Origin of the sequence: Modicisalibacter radicis, from assembly GCF_900961225.1 — a bacterium.
In the GTDB taxonomy this organism is placed as follows: domain Bacteria; phylum Pseudomonadota; class Gammaproteobacteria; order Pseudomonadales; family Halomonadaceae; genus Modicisalibacter.
On record NZ_CAAHFN010000098.1, the window covers coordinates 15,458 to 35,996 of the forward strand.

The 20,539-nt window shown below is 64.3% G+C and carries 16 protein-coding genes; 4 read left to right on the plus strand and 12 right to left on the minus strand.

What is annotated here, in order from left to right:
* Positions 1–112: 112 nt before the first annotated feature.
* On the plus strand, positions 113–3,154 hold the full coding sequence (gene glnE / locus HR9077_RS17240; RefSeq protein ID WP_136068511.1) for a bifunctional [glutamate--ammonia ligase]-adenylyl-L-tyrosine phosphorylase/[glutamate--ammonia-ligase] adenylyltransferase: 3,042 nt from the start codon (positions 113–115) through the stop codon (positions 3,152–3,154).
* 165 nt (positions 3,155–3,319) lie between these two features.
* Positions 3,320–4,081 (plus strand): hypothetical protein, encoded by a 762-nt coding sequence (locus tag HR9077_RS17245; protein ID WP_136068513.1) that lies wholly within the window; start codon positions 3,320–3,322, stop codon positions 4,079–4,081.
* Between the two features lie 43 nt (positions 4,082–4,124).
* Here the strand turns inward: HR9077_RS17245 and HR9077_RS17250 are convergent, their stop codons facing one another.
* The 7 genes from HR9077_RS17250 to HR9077_RS17280 all read right to left on the minus strand — a co-directional run bounded on the left by HR9077_RS17250 (position 4,125) and on the right by HR9077_RS17280 (position 11,632).
* On the minus strand, positions 4,125–5,072 hold the full coding sequence (locus HR9077_RS17250) for an AEC family transporter (protein WP_136068515.1): 948 nt from the start codon (positions 5,070–5,072) through the stop codon (positions 4,125–4,127).
* Positions 5,073–5,446: 374 nt separating this feature from the next.
* Positions 5,447–6,496, minus strand: coding sequence for a TRAP transporter substrate-binding protein (locus HR9077_RS17255; RefSeq protein ID WP_136068517.1), 1,050 nt, complete (start codon positions 6,494–6,496; stop codon positions 5,447–5,449).
* A gap of 50 nt (positions 6,497–6,546) precedes the next feature.
* Entirely contained in the window at positions 6,547–7,995 is a 1,449-nt protein-coding gene (locus HR9077_RS17260; RefSeq protein ID WP_136068519.1) for an aldehyde dehydrogenase, read from the minus strand.
* 78 nt (positions 7,996–8,073) lie between these two features.
* Positions 8,074–8,904 carry a p-hydroxycinnamoyl CoA hydratase/lyase gene (locus HR9077_RS17265; RefSeq protein WP_136068521.1) on the minus strand — a complete coding sequence of 277 codons (831 nt, stop codon included), beginning with the start codon at positions 8,902–8,904 and terminating at the stop codon, positions 8,074–8,076.
* A gap of 183 nt (positions 8,905–9,087) precedes the next feature.
* Positions 9,088–10,407 carry a TRAP transporter large permease gene (locus HR9077_RS17270; protein ID WP_136068523.1) on the minus strand — a complete coding sequence of 440 codons (1,320 nt, stop codon included), beginning with the start codon at positions 10,405–10,407 and terminating at the stop codon, positions 9,088–9,090.
* Complete coding sequence (locus tag HR9077_RS17275; RefSeq protein WP_136068524.1) at positions 10,407–10,991, minus strand: TRAP transporter small permease; 585 nt, start codon at positions 10,989–10,991, stop codon at positions 10,407–10,409. Before HR9077_RS17275 ends, HR9077_RS17270 begins: the two co-directional genes overlap by 1 nt.
* Positions 10,992–11,128: 137 nt before the next feature.
* On the minus strand, positions 11,129–11,632 hold the full coding sequence (locus HR9077_RS17280; RefSeq protein ID WP_136068526.1) for a MarR family winged helix-turn-helix transcriptional regulator: 504 nt from the start codon (positions 11,630–11,632) through the stop codon (positions 11,129–11,131).
* A 275-nt stretch (positions 11,633–11,907) separates the two neighbouring features.
* On the opposite strand from HR9077_RS17280, the gene HR9077_RS17285 reads away from it, so the two are divergent.
* Together HR9077_RS17285 and HR9077_RS17290 are read left to right on the plus strand one after the other, a co-directional pair.
* Positions 11,908–13,713 (plus strand): feruloyl-CoA synthase, encoded by a 1,806-nt coding sequence (locus HR9077_RS17285; protein WP_244613326.1) that lies wholly within the window; start codon positions 11,908–11,910, stop codon positions 13,711–13,713.
* A gap of 77 nt (positions 13,714–13,790) precedes the next feature.
* Entirely contained in the window at positions 13,791–14,729 is a 939-nt protein-coding gene (locus HR9077_RS17290; RefSeq protein ID WP_136068700.1) for a Gfo/Idh/MocA family oxidoreductase, read from the plus strand.
* 98 nt (positions 14,730–14,827) lie between these two features.
* On the opposite strand, the gene HR9077_RS17295 is transcribed toward HR9077_RS17290, so the two are convergent.
* The 5 genes from HR9077_RS17295 to HR9077_RS17315 form a co-directional block, all read right to left on the minus strand.
* Positions 14,828–15,979, minus strand: a complete 1,152-nt coding sequence (locus tag HR9077_RS17295) for a DcaP family trimeric outer membrane transporter (protein WP_244613328.1) — start codon at positions 15,977–15,979, stop codon at positions 14,828–14,830.
* A 617-nt stretch (positions 15,980–16,596) separates the two neighbouring features.
* Positions 16,597–17,274: an HAD family hydrolase gene (locus tag HR9077_RS17300; protein ID WP_136068532.1), complete on the minus strand. Its 678-nt coding sequence runs from the start codon at positions 17,272–17,274 to the stop codon at positions 16,597–16,599.
* A 54-nt stretch (positions 17,275–17,328) separates the two neighbouring features.
* Positions 17,329–18,828 carry a tripartite tricarboxylate transporter permease gene (locus tag HR9077_RS17305; RefSeq protein WP_136068534.1) on the minus strand — a complete coding sequence of 500 codons (1,500 nt, stop codon included), beginning with the start codon at positions 18,826–18,828 and terminating at the stop codon, positions 17,329–17,331.
* 18 nt (positions 18,829–18,846) lie between these two features.
* Positions 18,847–19,317 carry a tripartite tricarboxylate transporter TctB family protein gene (locus tag HR9077_RS17310; protein ID WP_136068537.1) on the minus strand — a complete coding sequence of 157 codons (471 nt, stop codon included), beginning with the start codon at positions 19,315–19,317 and terminating at the stop codon, positions 18,847–18,849.
* Between the two features lie 60 nt (positions 19,318–19,377).
* Positions 19,378–20,379, minus strand: coding sequence for a Bug family tripartite tricarboxylate transporter substrate binding protein (locus HR9077_RS17315; protein WP_136068539.1), 1,002 nt, complete (start codon positions 20,377–20,379; stop codon positions 19,378–19,380).
* Positions 20,380–20,539: the final 160 nt, after the last annotated feature.

The following is a 20,539-nucleotide window of genomic DNA, read 5'->3' on the forward strand; positions in this document are numbered from 1 at the left end:
ACGAGGGGCGGTGGTTCAGTGTCATCGCGCGGTTCGCTATGCTAGGAGGAGCAAAGACAAGGGCTTGCCAAAAGAGCTGCGGTCCGGTCATTCACCGTTTCAGGATCTACCCATGGCGCTTCCCCAAGGCTTCCTGCCATTGACCGACATCCCCGCGGCGCTGCATCCGCGGCTGGCCCATCTCGAGCGGCGGCTGAACGAGTCGCTCCGCGAGGCCGACGCTCGTGCCGAGCGCGACGGGGAGGAGCCTCCGGGCGAGGCCTGGGCGGCACTGGCGGAGGCGCGCCGGGGCGAGCTGGCCCGGGTACTGGCGGTTTCCAACCTGGTCGCCGAGAGCCTGATCCGCTTCCCCGGCTGGCTGGCTTATCTGGACGCCGAGGGCGAGCTGGACCGTGCTCCGGACCGCGAGCAGTGCGACCGGCTGCTGGCCGACGCCCTCGAAGGCGCTGCCGACGAGAGTCAGCTGCACGCCGTGCTGCGGCGCTTTCGACGCGCACGCATGCTGGGCATCGTCTGGCGCGATCTGACACGCCCCGAGGATGTCGACATGTGGCTGACCGCGGCCAGTGTCTCGCGGCTCGCCGAAAGCGTCCTCGAGGGCGCCCTCGGCTGGCTGGAGACGCATTTCGCGCCGCGCTGGGGCCTGCCGGCGCCGACCGCCGACGGCGAGACCCAACGCCTGGTGGTGCTGGGCATGGGCAAGCTGGGGGCCGGCGAGCTCAACCTGTCGTCGGATATCGACCTGATCTTCGCCTACCCCGAGAAGGGGGTCACCCGGGGCGGCAAGCGCGAGTACGACCACCAGGAATACTTCACCCGCCTGGGGCAGAAGTTGATCGGCGCCCTCGACGCCGTCACCGCCGAAGGCTTTGCGTTTCGCGTCGACATGCGGCTGCGCCCGCTGGGCGATGGCGGCCCGCTGGTCGGCAGCTTCAACATGCTAGCCAGCTACTATCAGGACCAGGGCCGCGAATGGGAGCGCTACGCCATGCTCAAGGCGCGCCCGGTGGCCGGCGACATCGATGCCGGCCGTGCACTGCTCGCCGAACTGCGGCCGTTCGTGTATCGCAAGTATCTGGACTTCGGAGCGATCGAATCGCTGCGCGAGATGAAATCGCTGATCAACCGCGAAGTGCGGCGCAAGGGCATGGCCGGCAATATCAAGCTGGGGCCCGGTGGCATCCGTGAAGCCGAGTTCGTGGTCCAGGCCTTCCAGTTGATTCGCGGCGGCCGCGACACCGAGCTGCAGGTTGCCTCGCTGAAGGCGGCACTCGAGTGCCTGGCGCCGCTCGAGCTGCTGCCCCAGGCGGTGGTCGATGAGCTCCTCCCGGACTACGCGTTTCTGCGCGATCTCGAGCATGTCCTGCAGGCGCTCGACGACCGCCAGACCCAGACGCTGCCCGACGACACGGGCGAACGCGAGCGGGTGGCGCTGGGGATGAGTCGTGGCGATGTGCTGTTCGACGACTGGCCGGCGCTGGTCGCCCGGCTCGACGAGGTACGCGAGCGCATCCGCGGGCACTTCGACGCGGTGATCGCCGACCCCGAAGAGGACGCCGAGACGCCGGTGACGGACGAAGAGGCTGACGAATCGACCGTGCCGCTCGACGAGTGGCGCGCCTTGTGGCGCGGCGAGCTGCCCGAGGGCGAGGCGCAGACGCTGCTCGACAGGGTGGGCTTCGACGCGCCGACGTCGCTGCGCCGGATCGCCGGGCTGCGCGAGTCGCGCGCCGTGCAGGGCATGCAACGGATCGGCTTCGAACGCCTCGATGCGCTGATGCCCCTGCTGATCGATGCCGCGGCCGGCAGCGAGGCGCCGAGCACCGCGCTGGAGCGTGCCCTGCCCCTGGTCGAAGCGGTACTGCGGCGTACCGCCTATCTGGCCCTGTTGCGCGAGAACCCCGAGGCGCTGGGCCATCTGATGCGGCTCTGCGGCGCGAGCCCGTGGATCGCCGAGCAACTGGCGCGGCATCCGGTATTGCTCGACGAGCTGCTGAATCCGGCGACCCTCTATTCGCCGGCCGACAAGGCACGCCTGGCCGACGAACTGCGCCAGGTGCTGGCGCGGATCCCCGAGGAGGACGAGGAGGCCCAGCTCGAGGCGCTAAGGGTCTTCAAGCATGCCCAGGTGCTGCATGTGGCGGCGTCGGACGTCGCCGGGGCGCGCACGCTGATGAAGGTCAGTGACTACCTGACTTTCATTGCCGAGGTGGTCCTCGACCAGGTGCTGGTCATGGCCTGGCGCACCCTGATCCGCAAGCATGGCCGCCCGCAGCGGCGCGATGGGTCCCGGGTCGACCGCCATGTGCCCGAGTTCCTGATCGTCGGCTATGGCAAGCTGGGCGGCATCGAGCTCGGCTACGGCTCGGACCTCGATCTGGTGTTCATCCACGATGGCGCCCTGAAGGGCAGCACCGATGGCAAGCGGCCGATCGACAACCCGGTGTTCTTCACCCGCCTGGGACAGCGCATCATTCACCTGTTGACAGCGGTGACCCCGGCGGGTGCACTCTACGAGGTCGACATGCGGCTGCGGCCCTCGGGCAACTCGGGGCTGCTGGTCAGCAGTCTCGATGCCTTCGCCGATTACCAGCGCAGCCAGGCCTGGACCTGGGAACACCAGGCGCTGGTGCGGGCGCGGGTCGTCGCGGGCGACGGCTCCGGCGCGGCGGAATCGGCCGGGGACGCCTCGCTCAAGGCGCGCTTCGCGTCGATACGCGGCGAGGTACTGGCCCGCAGGCGCGACCCGCAGACGCTGCGCGACGAGGTGGTGGCGATGCGCCACAAGATGCGCGATCACCTCGGCAGCCGGGCCAGCGAACGCGAGGCGGGGCGCTTCGACATCAAGCAGGATGCCGGCGGCATGATCGACATCGAATTCCTCTGCCAGTACGCGGTGCTGGCGATGAGCCATGACGAGCCGGCGCTGCTCGAGTTCAGCGACAACATGCGCCTGCTGGAAACGCTCGAGGCGACCGGCCGCTTGCCCCCCGATGACGCCGGGGCGCTGCGCGAGGCATACCTCGCCTACCGTGACACCAGCCATCGCCAGGCATTGACCAAGCAGGGCGGACGCGTGGCGGCGGATGACGTCGCGAATCACCGCAGGGCCGTGAGCGATCTCTGGCACCGCTGGCTGGAGCCAACCGAATGAGCTCCTCGGCGCCTTCGGCAGGGAGCGACACCGGAGTGCGGATTTTGGGCCGGTTTTGGCTAGGCTTGCTACAGGATAAGGACCGCCGGCCAGTGCTCGGCTAGTCTCGCCTGCCCGCATCGCGCGGGATTAATCACCTATCTACAGGGTAAGCCAAGGAGGGTTATGCTCAACTGGATCTCGGAGCACCACAATCTACTCAGTCTGGTCATCAGCTTTGGTACGTTGATGATCTGGTTGGTCTATGCGCAACTGCTTTATCTGGGCTTTCGCCGTCAGCGTCGGCCAAGGTTGATCATCAACCGCGGCAAGAAGAAGGACATCAACGCGCTGTGCATCATCAGCAACATGAGTGCCGAGTCGATCTTCATCGAGTACATCATCGCCACGCTGGATACGTCCCGGGGGCAGATCGTCATGGATGTGACCGACTTCGAGCAGCAGTACAGCGACGACGATGAACTGGAGAGCAACGAGGAAGAGAATCGCAAGTCGCGGCGTATTCTCAACGACTCTAACGTCAGGGAAAACACCCGCCAGGGGCCGCTGGGGTCGGGCGATTTCCTGCATATCGGTACCTTCAACGACCTGATTGCCCGGATGGCCAGGGACGAAGGCATCGAGATGGAGAACAACCGGCCCAAGGGCGACATGACGCTGGATAGGCTGACCATCCGTCTGGTCGGCATCTACGGTCCCGAGGACATGCCGGTGGGTGCCGAACGCTCGTTCGACCTGAAAGACAACGGCGAATTCTGCTCTCTTACGCCCTCCAGCTGGGACACCAAGCGCATGGCCTCGATGCGCCAGCGCCGTGAGCTGCGCAAGCAGATCCAGCGTTTCAATTCGACCAATTTCAGCGTATCCGCGACTTTTCAGGAACAAGAACAGGAACCGGACGACGGGAAGCCCCGCGACGCGCAGTGAATCCGTCCTGGCGCCGGCCACGCTTGGCGCCTCGGGAAACGGCTCAGAGCAGCGGCAGCCGATGGGCTTCGATGAACCACAATAGCGTACTCACGGTGACGAACGACAACAGCGTGGCGAGCATCAGCGAGGCGGTGCACAGCTCGCCGTGTCCGTAGCGTTGGCCGAGGATCGGGTAGACGCTGAGCATCGGCACGCTGGCGATGACGATCGCCGCGGTGGCCAGGGCCGGGTCGAGCGGTGGCAGCCACAAGAGCATCAGGAACACCGCCAGCGGATGCAGCAAAAGCTTGGCGAACACCACCTGGCCGACCTCGGAGAGCATGCCGCGCACCTGCAGCCCATAGAGGCTGCCGCCGACCACGAACAGCGCCGTGGGCCCTGCCGCGGTAGCCAGCATGTCTATGGTCTTGAACAGCGGCTCCGGCAAGTCGATACCGCTCACCGCGATGATCAATCCGGTGAAGATGGCGATCAGGATCGGATTGCGGGTCAGGCGACGCAGCGTCTTGCGCAGTGCGCTCCAGAACGAGCCCCCCTTTTGACGCCCGGCCTCGGCCAGCGCCAGGGCGGTGGGAATCAGCAACAGGTTTTCCACCACCATGTTGAGCGCCATGGCGATTGCCGCGGTCGGTCCCACGGCCATGGCCGCGATCGGGTAGCCTATGAAGCCGCTGTTGGCCGTCGAGGTGCCGAGGGCGAAGAGCCCGCTTTCGCCGAGCGGCTTGCCGCGCAGCCGGGCGAAGGCGAAAACCGCGGCGAATAGCCCCCCTGAACCAAGCCCATAGGCCGCCAGGTAGACGGGATTGAAGACCTCGCCGATCGGCTTCTGGATCAGCGCGCGAATGATCAAGGCCGGCAGCGCGAAACTGATCACGAAACCGCCCAGACTCTGAACCTGGTCCTTGCTGAGCAGGCGCGTCATCACGGCCAGGTAGCCGATACCGATCAGCAGGAAGATCGGCGTGGTGGTGGCGAAGATTTCGAGCACGGCAACATCCTTGTGGCGCGACGAAGAACGATATTGAGATCTGTAGACGACGGCACGGGCACCGGGTCCATGGGGCATCGCGGCAGGCGTAATCGATTCCTCGCCATTCGCCGGTCTGGCATCACATGTCACTGGCTTGCCGAGCCCGGCGCCGCACACGGCCGTTGCGCGAGCGAGAAGCCGTCCATCCCGGGCTGGGGCACTTGCCGAGTCGCCAAGCCTACCACACTGGTAGGGCGCCATCCCCGGTATTCCACGGTCCGCAGCGTCTGAAATGCGACAGCACACCGGTACCGGCCAGTGCGCTGTATTCGCGTGAGCCTGGAGAATCGCGGGTGCTCGTGTTCCGGGCACCCGCGGCGGTGGGCGAGGGGTTACTGCGTCTGCCGGGTGTATTTCTCGACGAGACGGCTGGCGTCGTCGTAAAGGGCCTGGCCGTCGAAGCCGGCATCAGTCATGTCGGCGATCCATTGCTGGATGGTGGCGTCGGCAGCCTCGTGCCACCTGGCCTGATCCGCCTCGGCGATATGGATCATCTGTCCTTCGCCGCGCGCGGCGATGTCGTCGATGGCGGCTTTCTCCGCCTCATCCATGACCCGTCCGATGCGTTGCGCTTCCCGGATACCGGCGTTGTCGTCGATGACCTTCTGCAGTTCGGGCGACAGGCTGTCGTACGTGTCCTGATCCATGGCCAGAATCATCATTGCGGTATACAGGCCCTGCTTGCCGTCGAAGAAGGTATGGTTCCGGGCGACATCCAGTACGCCCAGGGCCGAAGCGCTTTCGAACGGCAGCGTCAGGCCGTCGATGACGCCACGCGAGATCGCCTCCGGGATCTGCGGCATGGGCATGCCCACGGCCTTGGCGCCCAGGCGGGAGAAGTAACGATTCATGGTCTTGGAGGGAGCGCGAATCGCCAGGCCGTCGATGTCGTCGATGTCGCTCACGCTGGCATCCCTGGTGTGGATCTTGCCGGGCGTATGGGCGAACACGGCGAGGGGATAGACGCCCTCGAAGTCGTCCTGCATGTGCGCCATGGCGAACTCATGGGCCGCCATGCTGGTGGCTTCGCCGGTGGTTGGCAAAAAGGGCTGGTCGAACGCTTCGGACTCGGGGAAGCGGTTGGGGGTATAGCTCAGCAGGGTCCAGGCGATGTCCACCACGCCCTCCCTGGCCTGATCGTAGAGCGACGGTGCCGAGCCGCCCAGTTGCATGGCCGGGAAGATCTCGACCTGGATGGCGCCGTCGGACTGTTCCTCGACGCGCTTCGCCCAGGGTTCCAGGTATTGCGTCTGCACCGGAGTGGTCGGGGCGGCGAAGTGGTGCAGGCGCAGTGTCACGGTGTCCTGGGCCTGGCCGTTACCGGCCAGGGTGATGCCGCTGATAAGCGCGAGACCGGCGAGCGTCTGTCTTGTTGTCATCATCTTGAGCTCCATGGGAAAGGTGGCGTGCCTATACGTGCTGTCTAGGGGGGCTAGATGGGGTAATGCCGGGGACCGAGCTGCAGGGTCATCCAGCGCAATTCGGTGAACTCCTCGATGCCGGCCTTGCCGCCGAAGCGTCCGTAGCCGCTCGACTTGACCCCGCCGAACGGCATCTGCGGTTCGTCGTGCACGGTGGGGGCGTTGATGTGGCAGATGCCCGATTCGATGCGTTGCGCCACGCGCATGGCGCGGGCCGTGTCGCGGCTGAACACCGCCGCGGAGAGGCCGTACTCGCTGTCGTTGGCGATGCGCAGGGCGTCTTCTTCGTCCTCGACGCGCATCATCGCCACCACCGGGCCGAACGACTCCTCGCCGTACAGGCGCATCGCCCGGGTGACGCCGTCGACCACGGTGGGTTGCATGATCACGCCCTCGGCCTTGCCGCCGCAGGCCAGGCGAGCGCCGTGCTGCTGGGCGTCGTCGAGCAGGCCGTTGAGTTTCTCCCCGGCCTCGCGGTTGATCAGCGTGCCCAGGGCGTTGCCCTCGTCGCGGGGATCGCCGGCGCGCAGCGTCTCGGCCTTGCGGGCGAGCTTCTCGACGAAGGCGTCGGCCACGGCATCGACGACGATCAGTCGCTCGGTGGACATGCAGATCTGGCCCTGATTGAAGAAGGCGCCGAAGGCGGCGGCTTCCACGGCGGCGTCCAGGTCGGCGTCCTCGAGCACCACGAACGGCGCCTTGCCGCCCAGTTCCAGCAGCACCGGCTTGAGGTGGTGCGCGGCTTTCTCGGCGATGATGCGGCCCACCGGGGTGGAGCCGGTGAAGTTGATGCGCCGTACCGCAGGATGCTCGATCAGCGCCTCGACCACCTCGGCGGCCTGGGGCGGCGCGTTGGTCACGACATTGACGATGCCGTCGCCCAGGCCCGCCTCGACGAGCACTTCGCCGATCAGGTGATGGGTGGCGGGGCACTGCTCCGAGGCCTTGAGGATAACCGTGTTGCCGCAGGCCAGCGGCGTGGCGATGGCCCGCGTGCCGAGGATGATGGGCGCGTTCCAGGGGGCGATGCCGACCACCACGCCACAGGGGACGCGTACACCCATGGCCAGGCTGTCGGGGACGTTGGAGGGAATCACGTCGCCGCCGACCTGGGTGGTCAACGAGGCGGCCTCGCGCAGCATGTTGGCGGCCACCATGACGTTGAATCCGGCCCAGCCCGGGGTGGCGCCGGTCTCGTCGACCATGCGCGCGATGAAGTCGGCCTGACGCGCCTCCATGGCGTCGGCGGCGGCGAGCAGCTTGGCGCGGCGCTCGCCGGGGCCGGTCGCCGACCAGGCGGGAAAGGCCCGGGCAGCGGCCTCGGCGGCGGTGCGGGCATCGCTGGCGGAGGCCGCCGCGGCGCGGGTCACGACCTCGCCGCTGAGCGGGTTGGTGCGTTCGAAGGTGGCGTCTTGCCGGGCGGCGCGGGTGTCGCCGCCGATCAATAGGCTGAGATCCATGTCGTATCCCCGTTCTGATAGCGTGATTGTTGTGAAGCGGGCGTCCGCCATCCGGCGCACGCCCGGGGCACGGGCCGCTCAGCGACGATAGCTTTCCAGGCCCGGCTTGATGCTCTTGTCGTCGAGAAACTGCTTGAGGCCCTGCTCGCGGCCCTGCTCCGGGTCGAGCTGCTGCGCCTGGTCGAGCTTGGCGTAGAGGTACTCCTCGTTCTGCTCCCAGGTCAGCTCGCGGCACATCTTGAAGCCGGTCTTGGCGGCGCGCAGGACGACGGGGTTCTTGTCGCGCAGCGTGGCGGCCAGCTTGTGGGTGGCCTCGCGCAGTTCGGCGCGCGGCACGCTCTGGTTGACCAGCCCCATCTCGGCGGCCTGCGGGCCGGTGAAGGTTTCCCCGGTCATGATGTAGTACAGCGCCTGGCGATGCCCCACGGTGTCCGCCATGGCCTTGCTGACCAGGTTGCCCGGCGGGATGCCCCAGTTGATTTCGGATAGCCCGAACACCGACTCGTCGGCGGCGATCGCCAGGTCGCAGGCGACCAGCGGCGAGAAGGCGCCGCCGAAGCACCAGCCGTTGACCATGGCGATGGTGGGCTTGGCGTAGTGACGCAGCAGTTTCCACTGCCAGGTGGAGGCGTCGCGGCGCACCTTGACCTGAACGATCTCGGGGCTGGCGTCGATCTCGCGGAAGTACTCCTTGAGGTCCATGCCGGCGGAGAAGGATTCGCCCTCGCCGGTCAGCACGAGCACGTGGGCGTCCTGGTCGAGCTCGACGGTCTCGAGCACGTCGATCATTTCGCGGTTGAGGGTGGGGCTCATGGCGTTGCGCTTCTCGGGCCGGTTAAGGGTGACCCAGGCGATGCCGTCCTCGACGTCGACCTTCACGGTTTGCCAGCGGTTCGTGTAATCGCTCATGTCAATTTCCTGTCAAAAGAGTATCAATCAGGTTGGTATTTATCCTGCCAAGCATTCTCGGGTTTTCCCTCGAGTCACTGGGCAAGGGGTTGGTGGATGCGACTGGAGTATCGGGCCAGGGCGCAATGAAAATCGGGTTGGAGTCCGTGAGATCGCATCATGGGACATGGTGAGTCGCCTCGATCAATAGAGTAAGTAGACGAAGCCGAGCGAAATGGCCGGGAAGGCCACTAGCATCACGATGCGGATGACGTCGGCGGCCAGGAACGGCAGGATGCCCTTGAAGGTCTCGGTCAGCGGCACGTGGGGCGCCATGGAGTGAATGATGAAGATGTTCAACCCCACGGGCGGCGTGATCATGCCGACCTCGACCACCACCAGCGCCAGGATGCCGAACCAGATCGCCACGTCCGCGGCGGGCATGCCGAAGTCCATGCCCGTGACGATGGGCAGGAAGATGGGCACCGTCAGCAGGATCATCGACAGGCTGTCCATGAAGCAGCCGAGGATCAGGTAGCACAAGAGAATGCCTGCCAGCACGATCCAGGGGCTGATCTCCAGGCCCACGATCCAGCCGGCGGTGGTCTGGGGGAGCTGGGTCAGGGCGAGGAAGCTGTTGAACACGCTGGCCCCGAGGACGATGAAGAAGATCATCGCCGAGGTGACGGCCGTCTCGAGCAGGCAGTCGCGCAGGCCGTTCCAGCGCAGCCCGCCCCGGGTGATCGCCAGGGCCCCGGTGGCCGCCGCGCCGACGGCGGCGGCCTCGGTCGGCGTGAAGATGCCGGTGTAGATGCCGCCGATCACGATGATGAAGATTGCCGCGCCGGGCCAGACCTCCCACAGCGAGCGCCAGCGTTCGCCGCGCGATGCCTTGGCCTTGTTCGGCGCGCTGGCGGGGAAGAAGCGCACGTACAGGGAAATCGCCAGCATGTAGCTGAAGGCCGCGAACAGCCCCGGCACCAGGGCGGCGGCGAACATTTCGTTGATGTTCTGTTCCGCCAGGATGGCGTAGATGACCAGTACCACGGATGGGGGAATCAGGATCCCCAGCGTGCCGCCCGCTGCCAGAGCGCCGGTGGCCAGGCTGCCGCGATAGCCCTGACGCTCCATTTCCGGCAGTGCCACCTGGGTCATGGTCGCGGCGGTGGCCAGCGACGATCCGCAGATGGCGCCGAAGGCACCGCAGGCGCCGATCGTCGACATGGCGAGCCCGCCGCGACGATGCCCCAGCCAGTCGTTGGCGGCCTGGAACATGGCCCGCGAGAGGCCGGCCCGCGCGGCGAACTGGCCCATCAGCAGGAAGAGGGGAATGATCGATAGCGTATGGCTCGAAAAATGCTCGTAGGGGAGCGTCTTCAAGCCATTCAGAATGCCCATCGGCCCGGTGATCAGCATCGAGCCGACGGCGCCGACGACCAGCATCGACAGGCCGATGGGAATCCGGGCCCCCATCATGGCCAGCAGCAAGACGAAACCGCCCGTGCCCAGGGTGATCGGTGACATCATGCGTCTCCTTGGGCCGGGGTGTGGTGCTGCCTGTCGCGTGTGACCGTCTCGAGGGCGCGGTAGAGGCAGACCAGCGTCAGCAGGGCGAAGCCGGCGATACCGCCGACGTAGCCCCACCACAGCGGGATGTCCAGGAGCATGCTGGTTTCCATGTAACGCTGCTTGTCGAGCAGGCCATGGTAAAGGCGCCAGGTCATCACTCCCGCCACGACCAGGAACAGCGCTTCCGCGACGAAGGCCAGCAGGCGCTGCACGCCGTGCGGCGCGCGCATCACCAGAATGTCCACCGTGACATGGCCGCCGCGCAGATGGCAGTACGGCAGGAACAGGAACACCGCGATGGCCGTACCCATTTCAACGAGCTCGTAGTCACCGGTGATGGGGCCGATCCAGGCGAGGGCGGCCATGTCGCCGATCAACGGCAGGCTGGACGCCCAGCGTCCGGCAATGCTGGCCACGGTCATCAGCGAGAGCGTCGCGACGATCAGGCCACCGGTGATCGCGGCGAGCCGGCAGGCGGTTTCGAGGCCGCGGCGCAGGCTGGTGATGCGGGCGTTGGATGTCGTCGCTAGGCTGCTCATGATCATGTCTTTATGGATTGTGTGGGTCGGCCCGGGTGCGAGATGACGGGCATTTTTAGTTGCTTTGTATAATTAAATGTCCATGAGTGACGTGCAAGTCATGACGCGGCAATTTTCCCTGAATTGCGCCTAAAGGATTAGTCGTCTTGCGTTTCCGGCACATAGATCTTGCGCAGCAAGGTCAATAACTGGCGCCTTTCGATTTCGCTAAGTGACTGAGTCGCTTCAAGATCGCTGCGCTCCGCCAAGCCTTTCAAGCGCTCGACCAGCGCCTCGCCGCTCTTGGTCAGGAAAATGCCGTGCGAGCGACGGTCGCGCTTGCAGCGCACCCGCAATGCCAGGCCGCGCTCCTCGAGACTGTTGATCAGACTAACGACGCGTGGCGGGTCGATACTCAATGTCTGGGCCAGGCTGGATTGCGTCACGCCCGGGTAGCCTTCGATGACCACCAGCGAGGAGAACTGCGCCGGACGGATGTCGTGCTCGCGCATGGCTTCGTTGAAGTGCTTGAAGACCTTGAGCTGCGCCCGTCGCAGGGCATAGCCCAGGCGCTCCTCGAGTACCAGCCCTTCGACGGTGGTCGGGTAGGCCTCCTCGAGGGCGGTCTGCTCGGGAGGGGAGGTCCTCTTGGATGTCGTCATGGGAGGTTCCTTGTTCGACAGTATAGTTAATACAATAAATTAAATGGTTCAGGCCATTGTTTCCGATATCGACATGGATAGGCAATACCGGTGGCCATTGGCGCCTTTGTGTGCGTCTAAAGTCTCATGTGACGCGTCTGGCCAATAAAATAGTTAGCTATTATAACTATAGTCATCGACAGCGTCGTCTCGCTGGCTAACGAATCGCTGAACAGCAAGATCCCTCTCAGACTAATGGAGCGCCTTTCATGTCGTCCCCTTCCGGCAACCGGTCCGTGTCACGTTCCGTGAGCGATGCCTCCCCGCAAGCGTATTGGCTGCACGGCGGCGATGTGCCGGATTATCCGCGCTGCATGACCCGGCGCCTCGCGCACTGGGCCGGCGAGACACCGTCGGCAACGTTCTTGGCCGAGCGCGAGGGGGCGCAGCGTACCTGGCGGACGCTGACCTTTGGCGAGGCGATGCCGCTTGTGACCCGGCTGGCGCAGGCCCTGCTGGATCATGGTCTATCGGCGGAGCGGCCGTTGATGGTGCTGTCGGGCAATGGCATCGATCATGCGCTGCTGGCGTGTGCCGCGATGCACTTGGGGATTCCCTATGTGCCGGTATCGCCGTCGTATGCGTTGCTCTCGGAGGACTTCGCCAAGTTGCGTCATGCCGTCGAACTGGTGACGCCGGGGATGATCTTCGTCGACGACGAAGCGCGTTTCGACGCCGCCCTGGCGGCGGTTTGCGACGCCCGGGTGACCTGCGTGGCGACGCTGCCAGCCCGGCGGGCGCTGGCGCTGGAGACGCTGGCGGCGACGCCGGCGCGGGCCGAGGTCGATGAGGCTCATGCCCGGGTGACGCCGGAGAGTATCGCCAAGTTGCTGTTCACCTCGGGGTCGACGGGCATGCCCAAGGCGGTGATCAACACCCAGCGCATGCTGTGCAGCAACCAGACCATGCTCGAGACACGCCTGGCGTTCCTGTCGCGGCGCAAGCCGGTCCTGGTGGACTGGCTGCCCTGGCACCATACCTTCGGCGGCAACACGATCCTGGGCATGGCGATCCACAACGGCGGCTCGCTGTACATCGACGACGGCAACCCCACCGCCGAGGGGGTACGACGCACGGTGGACAACCTGCGCGAGGTATCGCCGACGTTCTATTGCAACGTGCCCAAGGGCTTCGAAGCCCTGGTCGAGCATTTGCGCGACGACGACGCCCTGCGCGCGGCCCTGTTCCGCGATCTCGAGATGATGCACTTCGGCGGCGCCGTGTTGCCGGTGCATGTGCGCGAGGCCCTGGATGCCTTCGGCGAGCGGACGCTCGGGCAGCGCGTGCCGATGCTGACGGGGCTGGGCTCCACCGAGGCGTGTCTGGCGTTCTGCACCGAGGAAGCCAGCGACACGCCGGGCTTGATCGGCCGCCCCGTACCGGGGATGTCGCTCAAGCTGGTGGCGACGGACGACAAGTGGGAGGCACGCCTCAAGGGGCTCAATGTCACGCCGGGCTACTGGCGCGATGCCAAGCGCAGCGCCGAGGCCTTCGATGACGAAGGCTACTACTGCACCGGGGACGCGATGCGGCTGGCCGATCCCGACCGTCCCGAGCGAGGGCTGATCTTCGACGGCAGGTTGAGCGAGAACTTCAAGCTCGTGACCGGCACCTGGGTCAATGTCGGCATCCTGCGCCTGCGGCTCATCGAGCACTTCGCCCCGCTGGTGCAGGACGTGGTGGTGGTCGGCGAAGGGCGCGACGCCCTGGCCGGCCTTGTGGTATTGAACGTGCCGGCGTGCCGGCAGCACCTGGGCGATGCGGCGCCGTCATCGCTCGTCGAATTGGCGCACGACGACACCTTACATCAATGGTTCGCCCGGCGCCTGGCGGCGCATCGCAGCGGGCAGTCCAGCTCCATGCGCCTTGAGCGCCTGTTGCTGCTGGATCGGCCGCTGTCCGTCGACCGTGGCGAGCTGACCGACAAGGGGTCGGTCAATCAGCGGCTGGTGCGCGAGCGTTATAAGGAGCTCGCCGAGTGCCTGTATGCCGAGCCGCCCCGCGACGCGCGCGTGATCCTGCCGGGCTCGCCGGTGTCGTGACGTTTCCGGCTTGCCTCCACGCGACCGTTGTGTCACCACTCTTAAATCGAAATGGATGAAACGGTCGAGACGTGACGATGAAATTCCCTGTACGCATCCTAATGGTCGGTGAAGGGGCCATTGCCGCGATTCACATGCAGGCCCTGGGGCATGTTCCCGCCGCCCGTGTCGTGGCCGTCGCCGGCGGCGATGAGCGCAATACGCGTCGCTTTGCCGAGACCTGGGGCATCGAAAGCGTCTTCACCGATTATGCGCGTGCACTGGAGGCATCCGGAGTCGATGCCGTGATCCTGGCGACGCCGAGCCCGTTGCATGCCCGCCAGGCCGAGCAGGCGATCGATGCCGGTAAACATGTCCTCTGCGAAATTCCCATGAGCCTGAACCTGGCGGATGCCGAGCGCATGACGCGGCGAGCCCGCGAGGCAAGTACCGTCGCCATGGTGGCCCACACACGTCGCTTCAATGCACCGCATCGCGAAATGAAGCGTCGTCTTCGTGCGGGGGAATACCATCTTCAGCATCTGGTGAGCGAGACGTATTTCCTTCGTCGCGAAAACCTCAACATGCAAGGCGAACCGCGCGGCTGGACGGATCATCTGTTATGGCACCATGCCTGCCATAGCGTGGATCTCTTCGCCTGGTTGCTGGACGATGACGTCCTCGACGTCTGGGGAAGTCAAGGGCCACTGCATTCGGAACTTGGCATCGCCATGGACATGAACATCGGCCTGCGGGCGACCGACGGTACGCTGGCCACGCTGGCGCTTTCCTTCAACAATCACGGGCCCTTTGGCGGGTTTTATCGCTACATTGGCGAGGAAAACACCCTGCTGGCGTATCGTGACGAACTCAAGGACCACGAGGGAAATGCCGTACCGCTGTCGACACCTGGGTTTCACGCCCAGGATACCGAGTTCGTGACGGCTATCATTGAGGGGCGTGTCCCGGAGGCTTCGTTTCCTTCCTGCCTTCCTACCATGCGGATTCTCGATAAGCTCTCCCAGCACATGGTGTGAAACTCCTGCCTTCTATTGTCTTTTTCTTCTCCTGAAATGAAAAAGGCTGGCGTAAAGCCAGCCAAAATTACGATCGATCGCTATCGCCTCGACAGGCCCTAGAACTGGAAGGTGGCGCTGGCCTGCAGACGGCTGGCGTCGTCGGAGTCACCGTTGACCTGAGTGACATCGGCATGCTGGTACTCGAGACCGACGGCCAGGCGTTGATTGACATCCCAGATCACGTTGGCGAAGGCATAGTCGATGGTCTCGAAATGACTGCCGTAATTGTCGGGAAGATCCTGCTCGAGACGCGAGAAACCGGTGGAGCTGAACCAGTCGTCGGTCCAGTAATGGTTGAGGGAAACGCCGAAGGCGCGAGTCTCGATCGCCTCGAGTTCGTCATTATCGTTGACGTAGACATCGGGGGCATTGCGATGACCCGTGTTACCCGGGTTGCCCATGTAGTTGCCGATACCTTCGCCGTAGGTGGCACTGCCATGCAGACTCGTCATCGGCGTAAAGGGCAGGTTGAACTGCGCCTGCATCCCGTAGCCGGTGGTCTCGTCATCCACGCTATTGGTGTTGTCGTTGGTGGACAGTTGGCGTGCCACCCCGGACAGGGCGAAAAGGCGCTTGTATTCGTAGCGTACCGTCAAGTCGGGAAGCTGGCTCTCGCCGTCGGCGACACCGGCGTCATCCCGGACGATGACCGTGTCCGGATCCTCCACGGCGAATGACAGATTGCCTGCGCCAATCGGCTGGGTATAACGAAGCTGCGTCTGGCGTTCGAAGGCATAACCCTTGGGGTCACCCAGTGCCAGGGTGCGCGTGCCGCCGACGAAACTCATGAAGTTCGTCCAGGTGCGGCCGGCGAGGAAGCCATTGAGCTCGCCATAGGCATGACGCAGATTGAAGGAACCGTCGGGTATGAAATGCCCTTCGAAGTAGGTCGTCAAGCGGCCATAGTCGGTCAGGGTATGCGTGCGGAAGTTTAGGCGCGACTCATAGGCGGTAAAGTCGGTACGCCCATCGGTGCGATTCGACGGATTCATGATCGCATAGGGGTCGGTCGCCTTGCCGAGATCGTAGTCGAAATCGTAGAGCATATCGAGCTTGACGTAGCCGCCGAAGGCGATGTCGGTCTTGGTGCCCGGTATGTTGATCGTCGACCGATGGTTCCATGGGGGCCCAACACGGCTGGGCTCGCCGGTGACCACGGGTTGTCCGGCCTCGACCACATCGAAGGCATGGGCGGAAACCGTCGCCATGCCGGTCATACCCGAAACGAGTGAGACGCAAAGTGCGAGTTTGGTCAGTTTGAATGTTGTTATATTGGATCGCATTGGTGAGCTGCCCTTTGTAGGAAATTATGAGCGTTGTGCGCATGAACGAGTATGCGGTTATCAGGCGCGGAGAGAATTAATTTTTCATCGTCTCTCCATGCGTTTTTCTGATGGCGTGTAATGCACCTGGTGTGTTTTGCCCAGGAAGGAAGCGGTCCCGAGAGAGACTATTCACGGTGGTTTGGTTGGCATTTTTAGTTCCCCGGCTAATTGTTGGCTCGTTATTTTAAGTTCGCAATACGAACATTGATTCGTCTTGCGTATAGCAAAACTGAAAAAAAAAGCCCTTCCTGTCAATGCGGAAGGGCCGGATAATTGGTGTTGGCAAGGCAGCACCTTGTATTTAAGTCGTTTTTATACGCTTATACTTTGGTTGTGACAGTGAGGTTTTAATTGCCAATGCCTTTTTTCAGGTAGCGAAGAATGCGCTCGACGGGCCGTTCGAGTGTCGGCCGGATGACGCTCGACGAGGCATTGATCGTGTTGATAAGGTCTCTTCGCCGTACAAATAAATAGAAAATAGATGGGAAAACCCGCGCTGATCACTCAGCCGTGGACAAGCGTTCGAGGCCGGCTTCGAGATCGCCGAGGTCGGGTAGGGTGACGCTGTCGGACGGGAAGGGTGAATGACCTGTATCGTCGGCAAGGATGCCGACAAAATGCGTCCCGTTGGAGCGTGCGGCCCGGTAGTCGTTGTAGGAGTCGCCTATCATTACCGTGCGTGCCGCGGCGAAACCGTGGCGCTCGATCAGGTTGCGCAGCCCGTTGACCTTGTCCGGCGGTGCGCCGAGAACGTCGTCGAAAAGCTCGCTCAAGCCGCGTTGTTCGATCACCCGGCGCAGCTCCGCCTGGGGCGTCGCCGAAAGCAGGAATAGTGGCCGGCGGCCCCGCCAGCGTTTCAGAAATTCATGAGCGCCGGGCAGCATCGGCGCATCGGCGACCCGCGACTCGATATGCTCGGCGAAGGCCCGGGACAGCTCGCGGATGCGCGCCTCGCTGATCGGTCGGCCGAGGATGTGCGCTTCGATATGATGGAATTTCACGTCGCGTGGTTGGCCGCCGCCACGCGCGAGATAGGCATGGATGGCCTGGCGTAACGGTTCGGGCTCGTCGCGATAGAAGTCGGCGAAGGCGCTGCGCTTGAGCGTCGCCGAATCGAGGATGACCCCGTCGCAATCGAAGACCAGGGCATCGAAGCGATGTTCGAGAGGCTGCGCCATGAATGGACTCGTCATCATGCGAGCGGGCCCGGTTGAGGGCCCGCAGGATACGTGTCAGCGCGTCTTGCGTCTGGCTAGCATCGCCTTGAGCGGGGTGTTGCTCAATAGCAGCAGAACCACCGCCATGCTCAGAATCAGCGATAGCGGGTTGGTCACCAGGGCCAGCAGGAAGGCGCCGCTGTCGTCACCCACCGAAGACATCGCCTGGCGATAGGTCTCGTCCATCAGCGGGCCGAGAATCACGCCGAGAATGACCGGGCCCATCTGGAAGCGGAAGATCTTCATGAAGTAGCCCAGCAGGCCGAAGCCGAGCATCCAGTAGACCTCGGTCATGCTGCTGTTGAGCGAATAGCTGCCCACCACGCAAAGCACCAGGATCAACGGAATCAGGATCGCCTTGGGCAGTTCCACCACCTTGGCGAAGACCTTGATGCCGGTCAGGCCGAAGATCAGCAGGAAGATGTTGGCCAACGCCAGATTGCCCACCGTGAACCAGAAGATATGGGGTGTCTGGATCATCAGCATCGGCCCGGGATTGAGGCCATGGATGACCAGGGCGCCGATGATGATCGCGGTGACCGCGTCGCCCGGCATGCCCAGCGTCAGCATGGGCACGTAGGCGCCACCGACCGCGGCGTTGTTGGCGGTCTCGGGGGCCACCAGGCCCTCGTAGGCGCCCTGGCCGAATGGCTTGCTGGGATTCTTGACCGAACGCTTGGCATGGTCGTAGGCGAACAGCGAGGCGATGTCGCCACCGGTGCCGGGCAGTGCGCCGACGATCACGCCGATCAGTGAGGTGCGGATCGACAGCGGCAGGAACTTGAGCACCAGATGCAGCGAGGGAATGATCTTGTCGACGTTCTGGCGCACCGGCTTGACGTTGAGCTGGTGCAACTGGAAGAAGGCCTCGGCGACCCCGAACATGCCGATCATCACCACGACATAGTGAATGCCGCCCATCAACTGCATGCTGCCCATGGTGAATCGCGGGTCGGCGGTGACCGGGTCGAGTCCCACCAGGCCGATGACCGCGCCCAGCGAGGCGGCGAAGATGCCGCGCGACAGCGATTCGGCGGCCAGGCTGCCGACCAGCAGCAGGCCGAGCACGGCAATCAGGAAATAGTCGCGCGGGGCGAACTGCAGGGCCATGTCGGACAAATAGGGGGCGACGCTGGCCAGGACCAGCGTACCGAGCAGGCCCCCGATCACCGACATCACCGTGCTCAAACCGATGGCCTGGCCGGCTTCACCCTGCTGGGCCAGCGGATAGCCGTCGAACGAGGTCGCCACCGACGAGGGCGCGCCGGGAATGTTGAGCAGGATCGCGGTGCGCGAACCGCCGTAGACTCCACCGGTATAGATGCCCACGATCAACGCCAGGGCATCGTTGACATCCCATGCGAACGTGAAGGAGATCAGGATCGAGGTGGCCATGGTCACCGACAGGCCGGGAATCGCGCCGACATAGATGCCGGCCAGGGTGCCGATCGCCGTCAGCATCAGCAGTGACGGGTCGAGCCACGCCATCAGGAAATAGGAAATCGAATCAGCCATGCTGGGAACCTCGGTCGATCAGGGCAGATACACCTGAAACAGCAGCTTGAACAGGGCGTAGATGATGGCTGTGGCGCCCAGGGTGATCAGGGCCGAGGCCAGCCAACGGCCGCGGCGCAGGTAGACCTGCGAGACGAACAGGAACAGTACCGTGGCGATCAGGAAGCCGACCAGTTGCAGCAGTACCAGGTAGCCGATCGCCATCGCCGAGAAGACGACGATCGGCAGCGGAAAGTGTTGCCGGGTGAACTGGCGGGCCTCGTCGAGGGCGCCCCGGGTATCCGGTTTGGGGTGATGGCGCTGGCCCCAGAGAATGGCCAGCATCGAGCCAGTCATGATCAGCCCGAGCATGATCGGAAAGGCGCCGGGCGAATTGATCGAAGCGAGCCCGGCGATCTGGTAGGCCTCGTAGAGGATCCCCAGGCTGAATAGCAGCAACAGCCCATTGAACGCCCGTTCGCCGGCCTTGAGTTGAGTGTCTTTGGACATGGAAGTCTCCACGCGGCGACGGCGGGGATAGCCCCGCCGTCGCCTGAACGGGTCTGATGGTTACGGCTTGGGGATGCCGACCTCTTCCGGCGAGACCTTGGCTGAACCGGCCTTTTGCAGTGCCCAGGCGGTCACCGACTGCCAGCGTTCGAGGAACTGCTCGGCTTCCTCGCCCTGCAGGTTCAACGCCTTGCCGCCATTTTCGGCGAGGAATCGCTGGAAATCCTCGTGGGCGACCCCTTTCCGGTAGGCATCGCTCAGCGTGGCGACGATCTCTTCGGGGGTGTCCTTGCGTACCGCGACGGCCCAGAACGGCCCCCAGGGCAGGTAGGACTCGATCTGCGGCAACGCGTCGGTGATCGGCGGGGTGTCCGGCAGTTCCTCGATCGACGCCTTGGTCAGCACGGCCAGACCCTTGAGCCGGCCGGAGGCGATATGCTGCTGGGCGGCGGCCAGGCTCAGCGGCATGAAGTCGATGTGTCCGCCGAGCATGGCGGTGATGCCGGGGCCGTCGCCGCCGAAGGTGACGTTGCGTACGTCGAGACTATCGACCGAGTTGACCATCGCCAGCACGGTGCTGGGCAGGCCGCCGGCGCCGGTGCCGCCCATGCGCAGCTCGCCCGGGTGCTCGTGGGCGTAGTCGAGCAGGTCGCCGAAGTTCTGCCAATCCTTGTCGGCCGGGGCGGCGATCACCACCAGGCCCTGGCCGATCACGTTGATCGGCGTCATGGCGCTGTAGTCGAAGTCGGCCAGACCCATGATCGGGTAAAGCTGCGGGTTTTCGGCACCATAAAGGACGGTATAGCCGTTGGCCGGTTTCTGCATGACGGTGTTCATGCCGATCACCCCGGTGCCGCCGGGACGATTGTTGAGCACGATGCTGGTACCCAGTGCTTCCTCGACATGAGGCGTCAGGCTACGGGCGACATTGTCGGTGGCGCCGCCGGCACCCCACTGGATGACCCCTTCGACGTTGCGCTCCGGGTAGTCGGCGAAGGCGGGCGAAACGGCGGCCAGGGTTCCGGCCGAGAGCGCCAGGCCGGTCAGTAGTTGCTTGATCATGAGCTGTTATCCTCCAGGCGGTGCGACGCGTTGTTCTTTAGCGTGTGTGCGGCATCGTCGCAATGGCATTGTGTTCGATAGGCGAATCGTCGTCCTATCTGCGAACAAGCTAGAGACGGCTTGCAATGCTGTCAATCGCCGAACACTCCACTAAGACCAA

What these genes read in the sequence shown, in the direction of transcription:
- glnE (WP_136068511.1), top strand. Translation starts at nt 113, where the DNA reads ATGGCGCTTCCCCAAGGCTTCCTGCCATTGACCGACATCCCCGCGGCG.
- HR9077_RS17280 (WP_136068526.1), bottom strand. Translation starts at nt 11,632, where the DNA reads ATGACGACATCCAAGAGGACCTCCCCTCCCGAGCAGACCGCCCTCGAG.
- HR9077_RS17275 (WP_136068524.1), bottom strand. Translation starts at nt 10,991, where the DNA reads ATGAGCAGCCTAGCGACGACATCCAACGCCCGCATCACCAGCCTGCGC.
- HR9077_RS17315 (WP_136068539.1), bottom strand. Translation starts at nt 20,379, where the DNA reads ATGATCAAGCAACTACTGACCGGCCTGGCGCTCTCGGCCGGAACCCTG.
- HR9077_RS17300 (WP_136068532.1), bottom strand. Translation starts at nt 17,274, where the DNA reads ATGGCGCAGCCTCTCGAACATCGCTTCGATGCCCTGGTCTTCGATTGC.
- HR9077_RS17245 (WP_136068513.1), top strand. Translation starts at nt 3,320, where the DNA reads ATGCTCAACTGGATCTCGGAGCACCACAATCTACTCAGTCTGGTCATC.
- HR9077_RS17290 (WP_136068700.1), top strand. Translation starts at nt 13,791, where the DNA reads ATGAAATTCCCTGTACGCATCCTAATGGTCGGTGAAGGGGCCATTGCC.
- HR9077_RS17270 (WP_136068523.1), bottom strand. Translation starts at nt 10,407, where the DNA reads ATGTCACCGATCACCCTGGGCACGGGCGGTTTCGTCTTGCTGCTGGCC.
- HR9077_RS17305 (WP_136068534.1), bottom strand. Translation starts at nt 18,828, where the DNA reads ATGGCTGATTCGATTTCCTATTTCCTGATGGCGTGGCTCGACCCGTCA.
- HR9077_RS17310 (WP_136068537.1), bottom strand. Translation starts at nt 19,317, where the DNA reads ATGTCCAAAGACACTCAACTCAAGGCCGGCGAACGGGCGTTCAATGGG.
- HR9077_RS17295 (WP_244613328.1), bottom strand. Translation starts at nt 15,979, where the DNA reads ATGGCGACGGTTTCCGCCCATGCCTTCGATGTGGTCGAGGCCGGACAA.
- HR9077_RS17260 (WP_136068519.1), bottom strand. Translation starts at nt 7,995, where the DNA reads ATGGATCTCAGCCTATTGATCGGCGGCGACACCCGCGCCGCCCGGCAA.
- HR9077_RS17265 (WP_136068521.1), bottom strand. Translation starts at nt 8,904, where the DNA reads ATGAGCGATTACACGAACCGCTGGCAAACCGTGAAGGTCGACGTCGAG.
- HR9077_RS17255 (WP_136068517.1), bottom strand. Translation starts at nt 6,496, where the DNA reads ATGATGACAACAAGACAGACGCTCGCCGGTCTCGCGCTTATCAGCGGC.